Annotated in this window: 11 protein-coding genes; 9 read left to right on the forward strand and 2 right to left on the reverse strand. The window is 46.9% G+C overall.

What is annotated here, in order from left to right; all coding sequences use genetic code 11:
- The first annotated feature begins 8 nt into the window (after positions 1–8).
- From EQG79_RS09110 to EQG79_RS09150, 9 genes are all read left to right on the forward strand, one after another.
- The gene (locus tag EQG79_RS09110) at positions 9–1,520 is read left to right on the forward strand and encodes a pentapeptide repeat-containing protein (protein WP_129601248.1); all 1,512 of its coding nucleotides are present in this window, start codon (positions 9–11) and stop codon (positions 1,518–1,520) included.
- Between the two features lie 58 nt (positions 1,521–1,578).
- Positions 1,579–1,983: a type II RES/Xre toxin-antitoxin system antitoxin gene (parS, locus tag EQG79_RS09115; protein ID WP_129601249.1), complete on the forward strand. Its 405-nt coding sequence runs from the start codon at positions 1,579–1,581 to the stop codon at positions 1,981–1,983.
- A gap of 14 nt (positions 1,984–1,997) precedes the next feature.
- Complete coding sequence (locus tag EQG79_RS09120; RefSeq protein WP_129601250.1) at positions 1,998–2,507, forward strand: RES family NAD+ phosphorylase; 510 nt, start codon at positions 1,998–2,000, stop codon at positions 2,505–2,507.
- A 63-nt stretch (positions 2,508–2,570) separates the two neighbouring features.
- A complete protein-coding gene (locus EQG79_RS09125) occupies positions 2,571–5,861 on the forward strand; it encodes a type I restriction endonuclease subunit R (RefSeq protein ID WP_129601251.1) in 3,291 nt (1,096 codons plus the stop codon).
- 17 nt (positions 5,862–5,878) lie between these two features.
- On the forward strand, positions 5,879–6,127 hold the full coding sequence (locus EQG79_RS09130; RefSeq protein ID WP_129601252.1) for a restriction endonuclease subunit S domain-containing protein: 249 nt from the start codon (positions 5,879–5,881) through the stop codon (positions 6,125–6,127).
- Between the two features lie 49 nt (positions 6,128–6,176).
- Positions 6,177–7,130, forward strand: coding sequence for a toll/interleukin-1 receptor domain-containing protein (locus EQG79_RS09135; RefSeq protein ID WP_129601253.1), 954 nt, complete (start codon positions 6,177–6,179; stop codon positions 7,128–7,130).
- A 40-nt stretch (positions 7,131–7,170) separates the two neighbouring features.
- A complete protein-coding gene (locus tag EQG79_RS09140; protein WP_129601254.1) occupies positions 7,171–7,797 on the forward strand; it encodes a hypothetical protein in 627 nt (208 codons plus the stop codon).
- A gap of 14 nt (positions 7,798–7,811) precedes the next feature.
- Positions 7,812–8,120, forward strand: coding sequence for a hypothetical protein (locus tag EQG79_RS09145; RefSeq protein WP_129601255.1), 309 nt, complete (start codon positions 7,812–7,814; stop codon positions 8,118–8,120).
- Positions 8,121–8,224: 104 nt separating this feature from the next.
- Positions 8,225–11,575, forward strand: a complete 3,351-nt coding sequence (locus EQG79_RS09150) for a sacsin N-terminal ATP-binding-like domain-containing protein (protein ID WP_129601256.1) — start codon at positions 8,225–8,227, stop codon at positions 11,573–11,575.
- 1,298 nt (positions 11,576–12,873) lie between these two features.
- Here EQG79_RS09150 and EQG79_RS09160 read toward each other — a convergent pair.
- Together EQG79_RS09160 and EQG79_RS09165 are read right to left on the reverse strand one after the other, a co-directional pair.
- Positions 12,874–13,578, reverse strand: a complete 705-nt coding sequence (locus tag EQG79_RS09160; protein WP_129601257.1) for a hypothetical protein — start codon at positions 13,576–13,578, stop codon at positions 12,874–12,876.
- Between the two features lie 68 nt (positions 13,579–13,646).
- Positions 13,647–14,507, reverse strand: coding sequence for a hypothetical protein (locus EQG79_RS09165; RefSeq protein WP_129601258.1), 861 nt, complete (start codon positions 14,505–14,507; stop codon positions 13,647–13,649).
- Positions 14,508–15,058: the final 551 nt, after the last annotated feature.

A 15,058-nucleotide genomic window follows, 5' to 3' on the forward strand; every position in this document is an offset into this window, starting at 1 on the left:
AAGAGGTTATGAAGCGTCTCTCGTGGCTTTTGCTGTACTGCCTGATACATCTGACGGCATTAGGTCAATCTCGTAATTGGTCGTTGCTACCATCGGGGCAACTTATTCCAGAGGATTTACGGAGCAGGGTTTATTTTGGAAGAAGTTTGCCTTTGGCTCCAGTTAATCGTTCCAGGGCTTTTAATAAACAAGCTATTGATCGACATCGTATTCTATTTGCTGAGTACTTAACTAAGCAAAGTGAAAACTTCATAGCACCAGGTTATCGAATTTCTATCAGTAATAAGGATAAAAAGCTATTTACTTTTTCGCTAACTGACACAACCTCCTTCTGTACGTATACCGGAGACGGGAATGTTATAGGGGATACTTGTTTTATACAATGGAGCCGATTTCAAGCCAATGAATTTGGGCATACCACGTTTCGGCGCTATGTAGGGTTCGATTACTCTTACTTTGAGAGTGCAAATTTTAACTATAGCACGTTTGCCGAACCTGCTTCGTTCCAGGGGGTAACCTTCGGAGAAGATACGAACTTTGATGGAGTTGCCTTTTTGGGTAAAGCTGATTTTAGCGGGGCTCTGTTTGAGAGAATATCGCATTTGAGTGACATTTATTTCAATGACGAAGCTAAATTTTCAAGTACAATTTTTCCGCAGTTTACTACTTTTAACAGTAGTACATTTGCCATAAATCCAGTTTTCACCAATGCACAACTTCCCAATGAGTTAAGTTTTAACGATGTGCAGTTTACCTATAAAAGCCCGCTGGAAATCAATGCAAAAGTTGACTTTACGCACACCCAGATTGATAGCCTCAGAAAACGAACGGGAGACCCAAGTGCAAAATGTATTATCTCGCTACGCAACACGGATGTAAGTCGATTTATTCTTCCATATGACTACTTCAAAATAGCATTCGACGAACTATTACCACTAAACGACAGTGTACTAGTTGCTCTCCTGGATTCAAATAAACCGAAGCCAGTCTACACCTATGAAGAGAAATCAAGCCTTTACGAAGCGCTAATTAAGAATTGTCAGGAAGCAGGCATGACTAAGAGTGTGCAAGGCTGGGATATAGAATACCGTAAAATGCAAAATGAATATAAGTTTGGGTGGCTTAGCCTGTTTATAAACTACTTCAACGAATGGTGGTGGAATTTCGGATATGATCGTTGGCGTATACTTGTTATCTGGCTGCCCTTTTTTTTCTTATCCTTTCTAACTTATAATTACTGGCATATTGAGCGTCTACGGAGTAAAATGTACCAAGATTCAGAATTGGGAATCCACTTTAAAGACCAGGCTGGAAATAGTCCAAGACCAGTTTTTAAGAATTGGCGCAAACGTTTTTCTTTTGTTTTCTTCTATACCGCTGTTATTTATTTCGGGTTCAAAATTCGGCATGAGTCAGTCAATTATAATTATACCCGCGGTTTATTATATCTGTACCTCATGTATGCCATAGGTACCATTCATATGGCCTTTGCATTTAGTTACATACTGAGTGCCTATTAATAAATTCGCTTGTGTATCTGCCAAATGGCACCTATTTTTAAGACAAATAACACACCATATGGAATTTGTCTTACATACGGGTTCTGCCGACAGCGGTTTTGGTCTGGTCGATCAGGCACGGGTCGGGGTTAGCCGTGCCAAAGTCGACGAGGTAGCCCGGCTGGTTGGCCTGACCGACCGCGAAATGGCCCGTATTCTCAACGTATCCGAACGTACTCTGCACCGCATCGCACCCGACGCCCGCCTGGATTTGAATGCGTCAGAACGGCTGCTGTTGCTAGAAGTCCTGATTTGGCACGGCCTCGACGTATTCGATGATCGAGCCGACGTGCTGGGGCGCTGGCTACGCGTTCCCCTGGCCGAACTCCGTCGACAAGCTCCCGTTTCGCTGCTGGATACCGTTACTGGCTTCGGTATGGTGCATACCGTACTGGGGCGCATAGAACACGGCATCTACGCCTAACCGGTGCCTGGCCCATGCGTGTATACCGGCTCATCAAAGAGCGCTTTGTCGACACACCCCTTTCTACTGAAGGCGCCCGGCGGTTGGGAGGCCGCTGGAATCCAGTCGGCGTCGGTATACTGTATTCCTCTGCCAGTCCCGAGCTAACCCTACTGGAGCAACTGCTACACTTACCCACCCTGCCGTACGAAGACTTGCCTACCCTTTGCCTGCTGACGCTGGAACTGCCCAAAGGGGAGGAGGGTATTGAACTTGTTCGCACCCTTACGGTTGACCAATTACCCGTCAACTGGCGCGACGAAGCCGACTTTAGGGCCAACCATGCCTGCCTGGCTAACTGGCTGGTTACCCCTGATGTGCTGGCCGTGGGCGTGCCTTCTGCCGTAGTAGCTGAATCGGTAAATTACCTTTTACACCCCCGACATTCAGCCTATGAACGCATTACCGTCATCAGCGCGAAGCCATTTCCGATTGACCCTTGTTTGTGGCGAACCGCGCCAGCCGGGCAGATCAAGCCCGGTTGAATACCAGCAGCGCCGGGCGTTTAACACCTGACTAAATCCCTTTCTCTTTGACATAACTAGTACGTGGCAAACTACATCTCCGAAAACGACATTGAACAGGAATGCATACCCGTTCTTATGAACGAATTAGGCTATGATGAACACCTGAACCTGTGGCAACTACCCGACGATGGCAACGCCGTGTTTGGCCGGAGTCAGGCCGCCGAGGTGGTCCGAAGCCAAATCCTGCAGGCAAGTCTACACAGGCTAAATCCCGCAATTACCGCAGATGTGCTAACCGCTGCTGAGCAGGAACTAACCCAATCCCGCGCTCACCTCAGCCTCTTTGACGCCAACCAGGCCATTACCAAACTACTGCGCGAGGGTTTCGACGTACCTACGCAGGACAGCAAGGGCAATTATACCAAACAGCGGGTACGTTATATTGACTACCAACACCCCGCCAACAACCACTTCTGTGTTGTTCAGCAGTTGACTATACGGGGCAAAGCCACCCGCCGGCCCGATCTGATTGTTTACATCAATGGGCTGCCCATGGTGTTTGTCGAACTCAAGAACGCAGTAGAATCGACCCGCCAGGCTTACGACAAAAACCTAACCGATTATAAACGCGACATTCCAACCCTGTTTCATTACAACCTGGTTGTGGTGCTGTCGAACTCCACCGAAACCAAAGTAGGCAGTCATACGGCCGACTACGAACAGTTTTTTAACTGGGAGAAAATCAGCGACGAAAGCGAATCTACCGTTCCCGAACACGAGATCGACTTATTACGGGTACTGCGGGGTCTCTTTCAAAAGCACGTATTGATTGACCTGCTGGAAAACTTTGTCCTGTTTTACGCCAACCGCGCCAAGATCATTGCCAAAAACCACCAATACCTCGGGGTCAACAACGCCATCGAGTCATTCCGAAAGCGTGACGAAAACAAAGGCAAATTGGGTGTATTCTGGCACACGCAGGGCAGTGGTAAAAGCTTCTCGATGGCCTTCTTTGTGCAGAAGATCCAGCGTAAAATCAAAGGTCAGTTTAAGTTCGTGATCGTTACGGATCGGGAAGACCTGGAAGACCAGATTTACAAAACCTTCGTACGAACGCACCTGATTGAGACCGCCCAGGGTAACGGGCGCGGCAAGCCGAACGCCATTGGACGGGCGCCCGACGGGGCGTCGCTGGTGCGGATGCTCACCGACGCATCGCCCTATGTCTTCACGCTCATCAACAAGTTCAGGACCAACCCTAAAGAAAAAGGAAAACCCTTTCCCGAACTCACCAGCAGTACCGACATCGTAGTCCTGGTAGACGAAGCCCACCGGAGCCAGTATGCCGATCTGGGCGAGAACATGCACCGCGCGCTACCGAGGGCTAATTACATTGCCTTCACGGGCACCCCTTTGTTAGACGCCGACGAAAAAACCAAAGAATGGTTCGGCGACTATGTGAGCCGATATGACTTTGCCGACAGTGTAGCCGACGGATCGACTGTTCCCATCTTCTACCAGAACCGCGTTCCGAAAGTGCTGTTGCAGAATGACACGCTGAATGAAGAATACGCCGAAATACTGGAAGATGAGAACCTGAGCGACGAGCAGCAGGAACGGCTGACCCGACAGTATGCCAATGTGACAACCGTTATTACCGACAACGACCGGCTGGATACCATTGCTAAAGACATAGTAGCCCATTTTCCGGAGCGCGGCTACCTGGGAAAAGGTATGGTTATATCCATTGACAAGTTTACCGCCGTTCGCATGCACGATAAGGTAAAGCGGCATTGGGAAGACCGAATCAAAGAGCTGCGCGGGCAGATCAACAAACTGCCGGTTGGCTCGCCGGAACGGACTGAACTGGACACCAAACGCAAATGGATGCGCGAGACCGAGCTATGCGTCGTTGTCTCCTACGAAGCCGACGAAGACAGTAAATTTAGTAAAGAAGGGCTCGACATACGGCCCCACCGGGACATGATGAACCGAACCTGGGGGGATGACCACGAAACCATCGAAGATCGCTTTCGCAACCCAGCCGACCGGTTTCGATTGGCTTTCGTATGTGCCAAGTGGCTAACCGGCTTCGATGCGCCCACCATCTCTACGCTCTACCTGGACAAGCCCATGCAAAACCACACGCTGATGCAGACCATCGCCCGGGCGAACCGGGTGGCTCCTGCATTGGCCGACGACGGTAGCGTGGCAACGGCAAACTCATTAAAGGTTCACGAGAAAAAAGCAGGGGTGGTTGTCGATTATATCGGCGTATTTACCCGCCTGGAAAAAGCCCTGGCCAAGTATGCACGGTCGCAGGGTGGTAAGAGCGAATATCCCGCTGAAGTGTTCGATGACCTGCTGGGTTACCTGAACGCTGCCATTACCGAAGCCGTCCGATTTATGGATAGCCAGGGGCTACCTGTAACCCAGCTGACGGATAGTAGTCAGGCCTTTGATAAGCTAGCCCAGTTCCAGGCCTTTTCCGACGCCTTGTCGCGTACGGAAGAGCTGAAGAAAGAATTTTCAGTCTATCAAACCGCCATCACCTCGTTTTATGAAGCCTGCAAGCCCGACATACTGACTGAAAGCTTATTGCCCGAATCGCCATACCGGGGCAAATACAAGCGGATTAAGGAAGTCTTCGAATACCTGCGTAAGATCATCAGCCGGCAGGTTAACCATACGGGCGACTACGAGAATGCCCAGGTAAAAGCAAGTCAACTCATCGACGAATCTATTGTATCTACCGGCTACTCCATTGAGTCATTGTCGGAAATTGACCTGAGCGGCATTGATTTCGATCTCCTCCAGCAGAAGTTTCAGCAAAAGCCTTACAAGCACCTGGCCATCACCGACATGGTGGATTTTCTGCGTAATCAGGTACAGAAACTACTAAGTCGTAATGTTAACCGAGTAGACCTGGCGCAGAAGCTAAATGACATCATTGCTAACTACAACAACGTTAGTAGTGATGTTCAGGCTTTTTTCAAGGCCTTGAAAGAATATGCCGAACAACTTCGGGAGGAAGAAAAACGAGCTGCCGCTGAAGGCTTGACTGAGGAGGAATTGGAGATTTTTGACTTGTTGTTCAAAGATGAACTCAGCCCAGCCGAGAAAACCAAAGTAAAAGCCGCAGCCCAGCACTTACTACAGAAGTTGCAGGAAACCGAGGTACAGCGAACCGTACTAACGGTAGATTGGTACAAGGATGTATCCTTGCAGGGGCGGGTTAAGAAACTGGTTGGGGATGTGTTAGACAGTGACCTGCCCGACTCGTATGATAGACAGATTTTTACCGAAAAGCGGGATGCCGTTTACCAGCATGTGTATCAGCAGGCTGCACAGGGACGGGTGTACTGGGCGTAGACAAGCATTTACTAGCTATGGAAGAACTTAAAATCAGTGAATTGATGCTATTGCAGCGTTATTTAGTCGACTTAAACCAGTATACAAATAGTGAGCTTGTGATCTTCATACCCTATTCAGAACCAGTCGAGCAACGCGCCGGTGCGCAAATCCTGTCCGACATGGACGCAGAACTGGAAACATTGGAGCGCAAGCCCGATAAGTACCAGCCCGTTACGCAGGGCATGAGGCAGCAGCTACTAACCAGCAAGATTCAATTCGCTTAACCAAAACCTACCCATCACTAACCTCTATTAACCAGCTCAACAATTCTGCATGAACGCCTTTGTTTCATATAGCCACCAGGACTCGGCCATACTTGATAGTTTGCATAAGCACCTGGCCCAACTAAAACGGGAGAACGTCATCAGCACCTGGACTGACCGAGATATAGTAGCCGGTGGCCAGCTCGACACGACCATATCATCGTCACTCAGCAAATCGAGACTGTTTCTAGCGCTGCTGAGTCCTGATTACATCGCGTCGAACTACTGCTATGATCGGGAGTTTTCAACCGCGCTTGAGATGCAGGAGCGGGGCGAGATTATTATTGTCCCCATCATTGTCGAGCCCTGCGACTGGCATAACACGCCTTTTAGCCAATTTAAGGCACTGCCCCGCGATGGAAAAGCAATCAGCCTTTGGGAGAACAAAAACACAGCGTTCCTGGACGTAATCCAGAATCTCAGAAAGCTGGCCCAGTCGGCCGGAAGTGCACAAGGGACCGATTGGATGACAGAACCAGCAACCTCACCCCCCACCGTTCCATCAAGGAATTATAAGGTCAAAAAAGATTTTGACTCAATTGAAAAGATTGAGTTTGTGGAGAAGACTTTTCAGGAGGTGGCAAACTACCTGAAGCGATTCATTGAGGAAATAATCAGCATCGAAAACATAAAGGCCCGCATTCAGACCGATACCGCTACCGTTTTCGAGTCTCTGCTGGTGAACCGGAATAAGATAAACACCGAGGCCAGATTACGTTTTGCTACCACAGCTGAGCATCAGAACGCTGGCTATTTAAGAAGCGACAGCGGAGAACTGACCTATAAAATCACAACCCAGAACAACCGAGGAGCGGATAAGCAATTTAGGCTCAGTTACGACGATTATCACCTCTTTTGGATGCAGGCTGACTACTACAGCAGACAGGAAGGCAAAGAGTTAAGCGGCAAAGAGATAGCTGACCAAATCTGGGCTGAATGGCTGGAAACGGTCGGTATCATGTAAAACGCCCTAGTCAAGTCTATCCCGTTATGACTTCCCCAATATGCCCTGTCTACATAAATTTCATAACTACCTCAACCTGCAGCGAATTGACTTCGCGCCGAATACACTGCTGGTCGGCACGTTCAATCCTGCCTGGCCTGCGGGTAACGCAGCCGAATGGCTTTACGGTCGTGTCGGTAATAACTACTGCTGGGATGTGCTGCCCCGTCTGCACGATGCCGGCTTAAATCTTCGGTGGCAACCGCCCGAAGTCTGGAAGGCCTTCTGTTCACAGTACGGGATTGCCCTAACCGATATCATTTTCTGCATCAACGACGCTGACCAAGAGAACGAACAGCATCGGCAAATCTTGGGTAGTTACCAGGATGCTAAGATTGCCGAGCACTTTCATGACTTTACATTAACTGATATCGTTGGACTGCTCCGTGAGCACCCCACCATCCAAAACGTATACCTTACGCGGTTGCAAGGCATTGCCCTGTTCGATCAACAATGGGCGGAAGTCGAAGCCTACGGAGAACAGCATGGGTTACACGTACGAAACCTGAGGACCCCCTCAAAAAACGCACGTTTCCACATGAGGCAGTTCCGTCAGGAATTCCCCAACATGCCGGAGCCGCTACGTAACTTCATTCACTGGAGTTGGGCAGAGCAATGGCACTTCTGACGCTTGCTTCTACTATGACTGAACTACACCTATCCGAAACCGCCATCAGTGAAATTAACCAGCTCATCGATAAGGTAGAACAAGCGCTGGTAAATCCGGCCAACGTAATGTATTTCGAAATTGATCCGCTGTGGCCGCAGGAAGAACAGCTGAGCAGTTCAAACCGGGAGAAGCTACGTAATGTTGGGGGTAAGTCGGGCGTTTATGCTATCTGGGTTCAGAACAGTGCTGGATCCGCGCTACGATACATCGGTCACACGGCAGGGAAAACTGCTCAAACCCGTCTGATCAATCACTTCTTACTCGCAATACATTATAATTAGTTGGAGCTGTGATAGTCATTTTGCTTGAATGCATACCCCTGCATCATTACAACTACACAAGATCGATTTGACATCTAAACTACTAATTTAAATATACACCCCCTGTGAATTCGACTAATCCGGCACTAGATGAAAGAAATGATGTTCAAGCAAGCATTGAGCGTAATAACCGCAAACTCACTGCGGATAAGATCATCAGCATCCTGAATCAGGTACGCAACGACAAGGCCAAATCAAATCGGCGCTGGATCTGGGAGTTGATGCAAAACGCCAAAGACTTACCAGTGCCCAAGGACTGGGGTGGTGTATCAATAGAGATCGAATATCTCCCAGACCAGCTAACGTTCAGACACAACGCCGACCCATTTCGAGTGGCCGATTTGACGGGCTTGATTCAGCAGGTTAGCTCTAAGGCGTCAGATAGCAGCGATAACAATGTAACAGGTAAGTTTGGAACGGGCTTTATCAGTACCCATCTACTATCGGCGAAAATAAAGGTGGCTGGCGTGGTTAAGCGTCCCCACATTGGCCAGCATCGGCGTTTTCAGATCCTACTCGATCGTTCGGGAAACTCATCCGAAGATTTGTTAATCAAGCTTAGTTCAGCTCTCGATCAAGTATTGCTCTTGGACCAAGACCCTGCATTTGAATTGATAGAACACTACGACGCTGAACGTACCGAAAATGATCTAGACACAAGCTTTACATATGACCTGGTTACCGGCGAAAGCCAGGAATCGGCGCGAGTAGGCCTTGCCGATTTGGTACATACATTACCAGCGACGCTGGTTAATCTGCCAAAAATCAAACAAGTACGAGTGCTAATGCCTAATGGGACTGAGCAAACTTACCGACGGGTGGCATTACAGGATGAAGAAGACAACGACGCGGTAAGCCGGTTCGAGGTGGTTCAGACTGATAGCGGATCACCAACGGACACACCGTCACGCTACTTTGTAACCTACGAAACGGACTCATTTCGACTGCTGGCCGAAGTAAGTGATTTTTCCACCTGGAAGTTAGTGTATAATACAGGCAAGCAGCCCATGCTGTATCGTGACTTTCCTTTGATCGGTTCGGAGAAATTCTACTATCCATTCACGCTGAATGGCTACCACTTTTTTCCAAATGAGCGACGCGACAGTGTATTTTTGAATGGTACTGAGGGCGTATTTCAAGCGAACCGGGATATCTTGGAAGCGGCCCAAATCGCGACGATAGCGTTCACCGACTGGTTAATAAAGCAAGGAGCAACGAATCGTTTCGTATTAGCGACAACGCGCTTACCGGAAGCCGATTTAGATGATGATACAAAAAAGTGGTATCGAGGGTTACAGCGGAGTTGGCGTGCAAATTTGCTTAGCAAACCGCTGGTAGAAACTGAAGCTGGCACTACAGAGGCCCTATTAATGGTGCGCATTCCACGTTTTACACCGGGCTCATCTGATGAAATTAAAGTAGCTAATGCTGAACTGTATGAGTTGGTAGCCGACTACTTGGGGCCAGCCTCGGTGCCTCGTCATGATTTGCAGGAATTCTGGATATCAGCTATAGGTCCCGAAAGCGAACTGAATACTTGGGGGGATCAGCCGTTATTTATTAATGTTGACGAGCTACTGGAGATAGTGTCTGGGAATGATAGTTTATTAGCAATGCGGCTTGGTGGTGACGTTATCACCGACGAGGTAAAAAAACTATCATGGCTGAATCGACTTTATACTTTTTTGGCAAGGTATAAGAAGCTAGATCTACTGAAAACATATTCGGTAGTTCCCAACCAGAAAGGGGACTTAAGAAATTTGGATAAATTATGGGTAGAGCGTCCTGATGAACTAATACCAGCACCGATACTTGACGTGCTAGATATGTTAGACTTACCGTGGCGTGAAGACCTGATTCCCCGTAACGTCCACTTGCCAGGTTATAAGCACCAAGACAGAGGACTTAGCGATGCATCAAAGGAAATAAACAAGGTACTGAATACGGAAGAAAAGATGGGAAATTTAGTGACGTCAGATTTTCTTTCTCGGTCCGACGCACAAACAGTTCTTGTGTCATTGCTACGTCTTACCACTGCTGAAACTCGAGATAATACATACAGGAGTCGTCTATTTGGTTACGCTGAAGAGCTATTACATTTGAACGGTGGCACCCAGAGAGTGGAGAGTCTGGAAGGCTTCCACCTAGGTAATGCGGCAAAATTGTTCACTCGATTACTAAATCAACGCATTGAGATCTGTGCTACGTTAGTAGGCTTGTCTAACACACTATATGGGAAAAACGATGTTGAAGCAGCGCGGAAATGGTTGAATGATTACCTAGTCTTCTTGGATGGAAGTGCTGAGTATAAGCATTTGATAGAAGATGGAAACATAGTTCCTAACCGGCTTGATATCTTGTGTTCTTATGATTCACTACATAATTATGGAACTCCCGGTGGGCAGATGTTAGACGATGAATTACTAGATATTTTGCATCAGTTCAACCCGTTGAAGTTGTGGCCACCACGGTTGTTAGCCAACGGTATTCAGTTGGCTTTACCGAAGGTTTACAAAATGGAAGAGCTAGGAAATGAGCTAGTTCAGGAAGCAGACTCAGCTATCCATTATAGGCGGCACCAAGAATTCCGTATTCCACTACTAAGTTTGATAGAATGGTGCGAAACCCACGAGATGCTGGCAAGAACCTATTTAGGTCAATTTGTAGATGAGTTAGGGGGGACGTTTTATAAACTTACCATCGAGAAGAGTGACAAGAGTAAGGATGTAATGAGGTTACTGCGAAAGCCTGAGCAGTTATCAGATTTGGTGGCTATCGCGGACTCAAATATTAACTTGGCAAAGTTGAGGCAACTTGTCGAGCTTGAACCGAATGATATACTACTGTCGAAGGCCCTGAATTTTGTACGCGAACAACAAATAGAGGATGCGTCGTTTGCAACCAACTTTGCTATCGGGCAAACTATGGAACAACTGTTCAGAGAAGCATTACTTAGCGTGAATATTCCCGCCACTATCCAATATCAAGGCAAAGGAGATTGTGATTACCTGATTCTAAATACCGCCAATGAAAAGTGTTTTTTTATCGAGGTGAAATCGTATGTGATTGGCTCTAAAAGATACCCTTTACGTATGGCACTTTCTCAAGCGACATTAGCTGTACAGCAACCGGAAAAGTTTGCTCTATGCGTGATTCCGCACCCACTTGATCTTACGACTATAGATGCAGCATATGTTAAGCGAGAATTGGTCTATGTGCCAGGCACGAGTGGCGGCTTCGAGCAGGTGATAGAAGATTGGATTAAGCTTCAAAAGCTTTCGAATCAGCAAGATCAATATATAGCATTGGAGGTTACGATTGAGAAACCTAAGGTACGTGTGTCACACGGATTCATAGATGACCGTGGTAAGAGCTTCGCTGACTTGGTGAGGGATATAATCAAAGCCATAAACTGAAAATTCTCTTATCAAAAACTATAAGAATATGTTGGGGAATTGAAAAAGGCTGGTAGCCGGGTCAACTTTGTATCGACCGCACCGGCGGCCCGGCAAGAAACAAATGTATGACCTCTCAGTGGCAACCACCGCTCCCGTTTGCCGGTCCGATGACCGACTTCCAGTGGACAGCAATCGCTCCGGCGATCCGGTTCGCCTTTTTTCAATGGCACCGGCCACCCGGCTTAAACGCAAGCGTAGGCACGATTTACAGTAGATTATGGACACCATCTTATGGATACTGCGCACCGGTTGTCACTGGGCCGCCCGCGCGGTGGCGAAGCCTGCAATCTGACAGGCCTCATTGGCAGGCTGGCTACTATTACTTTGACCAGTGGAAGACTAAGGGCACCTTCGAGCAGATTAGTGCCGCCCTTAATCAACTAGATCGAATTAACGCCAAACGCAAAGCCTATCCTTCAACGTTATGCATGGATTCGCAATCGGTTAAGCTATCGCCAATGATTGACAATTATCGGGGTACTGACCCGTATAAATGTGTTATCGTGCGCAAACGAACCTTTATCGTTGATACGCAGGGTCGACTCTGGGTTGCGGATGTGGACGCTGCTAATCAAGCTGATGGGACACTCGCGAAACAGCTTGTCGTAGCTGTACTTTGGCGGGTAGGGGACCGGCTGGAAAAGATTTTTGGGGACCAGACTTACATCGGAGTGTTCGCGGGTGAACTGGCTAAGTGGAGCATTGAACGCTCCGGCGCCCCGGTTTAAAAAAGCCTACCGGCCTGAATCCGCGCATAGTTTTGTGCCCGTGGCCAAACGATGGGTGGTGGAGCCTAGCATCGCCTGGACGAATTATTTCCGGCGGATTGTCAAGGACTACAAGCATACAGTATCTTCTTCGGTGAGTTGGCTATATCTAGCCAACAGCCAGCTCATGTTACAACGAATCGAGACGTTTTATTAAATATAATTCCCCAACACACCCTTAGTGAATAAAACAACGGAAAATGACATTAACATATAATAGATACTGGCCTAACACAAATAAAGCTCCTCAGTTTACGATTCATCATAATTTCCATGAAAAATATTTCATATATAAACTAGTTAAAACTGAGACTTCAGTATAGAGCCTAATTCAGGCAGACGGATTAGTTAAACGATAAAGCATTGACTTGTGGAGACTACCTTTTAAAACTTTCTGTTCAGGTAGGGGGCCTTTGTGACAAGTTTAATTTTGAGATAATTAAATGTAGAGTCTGTTTTACTCATTTGTTTTAAACCGTTTTCCTATAACTATTCATTTACAGGGGCCGAACCGGCATTGAGCAAACCTTCTCTAACTTTACTAAACGAACGTAATTGATTCAATTGTTCTATTGAAATCTTCTTAGGGTTTTGAGTTCCAGGAATTTTTCCAAATAGTTCAGTCAGTTGGTCATAAGTCAGCGAAACAGGGCTTGTAAGTTCAAGATACTCAATCGAACAAGCTAAAAATACTTTGTGCTCGTGAGCCCGTTTATTATACGCCTGATTCCACTTCTTAACTTTGTATTCATCGGTAACATTGGGTTCCATACGCTTAGCCAGCTCTTCGGGGAAGCGTTGGTTTGTCTGGGCAAAGGTTAAGGGTTCATTCCCCGCAACCATACAATTAGAAGGAAGTGGTATGTTACTGCTTTTGTACCAGTATGCTGCTTCTTCGTGAGTTTCAAATCGCTTAGCTATGTTAAGAATGGCGACCAGCCGCCAATGCGGATCTTTACGAGGTGGATAGTTACCTTTGCACGAAATGTAGATGACAGTGTCACCTACCTGTAGTTTAGGTGCAAACTTACCTGCTCTACAAAGTGCTGTTATCGACGGATAATTAGATTCGAAATCTGGTTCCCGGCGGCAAGATCCGTCTATGTAAGGAGGATAATTAAACAATTTCACCGCCTGTCGGCCTGCCTTGTTTTGGCAAATTGGGCGATAGGATACTAAATAAATAGATGACATAGGACAAATGTATATATCAGCCTGCTGTCAAGACAACTTGTCGAGTAAAAAATAACATGTTCAAGCAGTTATCCAAGCTCCAGTATAGTTCTGAGAGCAAGTTGACCAGACTGGGCTATTAGCTTAAGTTTAGATTGGTTGAGGGCCCGCTTCGTCGTGATGTAGCTTTCGTCCTTAGATATTGCTGAGCGTAAGGTGAAATAAGCTCCAGCCAACTTCTTAAGATTAAAGTCTAGCTCGTTAAGGCTCTCAATGGAATAATGATCATTACTGACCAGTTCTACAACATTTTTGCCATGCATGACAGTGTTGCGAAGGTTTTTATTGATTGCTTTGATAGTTAGATCATCGTAATGCACACCAGGGTAAGACAGGTGCCTGGCAAAATCTAGTAAATCGCTCAAATTGTACTGCTGGAAGGGAGCGTAATTGTCGTATGGTTTTTTTAGTTTATTGTTGCGTTTTTTTGGGGATTCAGTCTTCAGATACGTATCAATACTGGTATTCGTTTCCTTTAAAAGGATAAGAAACTGGCGTAGCGTCCGCTCGAAGACAAGAATATCATCCTGTATGGTTTGGATGACAACATCACGGTTGAAATCAGAGATGTGGACAACGGCAAGAAAATTGCTATTGCAGTCTTCGTCTTCGTACACAAACAAGACGTTATGGCTAGCTTGTCTAAATTTGTTTAAAATGGAATCATCAAATAGTCGTTCGTGGGGCCTAACACAACTGCCCACCGGAATTGGTTGCGAGGTAAAGTTGCCATCGTCATCCAAAAAATAGCAACTTCGCCCGTCAAGAGCCGGTAGGTTGTCAAGATTCAGGGTTTGGCAAATAGTACGACAGGCATCTTCATTTTCAGCATCATAGAATAGTACATTCCGCTCCATAATGTCGGCGATGGTAAGGGTATAGTAATGCATAAGGTGTGTAGAGGCTTTAGCGGGTATTGGTGAATACGTTAGAAAATCAAATTAACTTAAGAGAATCGTCTTTTCCACACTGTTTCTACAGGCGTATTGTGCTCACATAAAGCACCATGTATACGAAGATTCAACCAAAGGTCAGTCTGGTTATGAGTCGATTAGTGAACTGTACTCGGGAAGTTGTGACGGGCAGTCAATGACAGTCAGGACAATAGCACTTTGTACTATCTGTCGTAAACTCAATCCTATTCATCAGCCTGCCAACATGACGAACGATGAAATATTAATGTCCCTAACCGATCTCAACCGCGAGCTGGTAAAGCCAGTGCGAAACCAAGTCAGATGGCCCTCAAACTAGACGGCTCTTGGGTGAATAGCAAGCAAGTTGTCAGTAATATTCATACTATTTTACAGGTCGAGTTCAATGCGTCAGGCTACGAGTATATCGCTCACGAGTTGAAAAAAAGAATAAGTCATTGATAAAAAGACGGTCTCCCGACCAATGAAGGAGAAGGATAGTTTATTGGCAAAGTTATTCGCCCGAACGG

It is taken from the genome of Spirosoma sordidisoli, assembly GCF_004138325.1.
Lineage (GTDB): Bacteria > Bacteroidota > Bacteroidia > Cytophagales > Spirosomataceae > Spirosoma > Spirosoma sordidisoli.

Excerpts from the sequence above, each read along its gene's own strand:
- EQG79_RS09110 (WP_129601248.1), top strand. The coding sequence starts at position 9 with ATGAAGCGTCTCTCGTGGCTTTTGCTGTACTGCCTGATACATCTGACG.
- parS (WP_129601249.1), top strand. The coding sequence starts at position 1,579 with ATGGAATTTGTCTTACATACGGGTTCTGCCGACAGCGGTTTTGGTCTG.
- EQG79_RS09120 (WP_129601250.1), top strand. The coding sequence starts at position 1,998 with ATGCGTGTATACCGGCTCATCAAAGAGCGCTTTGTCGACACACCCCTT.
- EQG79_RS09130 (WP_129601252.1), top strand. The coding sequence starts at position 5,879 with ATGGAAGAACTTAAAATCAGTGAATTGATGCTATTGCAGCGTTATTTA.
- EQG79_RS09135 (WP_129601253.1), top strand. The coding sequence starts at position 6,177 with ATGAACGCCTTTGTTTCATATAGCCACCAGGACTCGGCCATACTTGAT.
- EQG79_RS09140 (WP_129601254.1), top strand. The coding sequence starts at position 7,171 with ATGCCCTGTCTACATAAATTTCATAACTACCTCAACCTGCAGCGAATT.
- EQG79_RS09145 (WP_129601255.1), top strand. The coding sequence starts at position 7,812 with ATGACTGAACTACACCTATCCGAAACCGCCATCAGTGAAATTAACCAG.
- EQG79_RS09160 (WP_129601257.1), bottom strand. The coding sequence starts at position 13,578 with ATGTCATCTATTTATTTAGTATCCTATCGCCCAATTTGCCAAAACAAG.
- EQG79_RS09165 (WP_129601258.1), bottom strand. The coding sequence starts at position 14,507 with ATGCATTACTATACCCTTACCATCGCCGACATTATGGAGCGGAATGTA.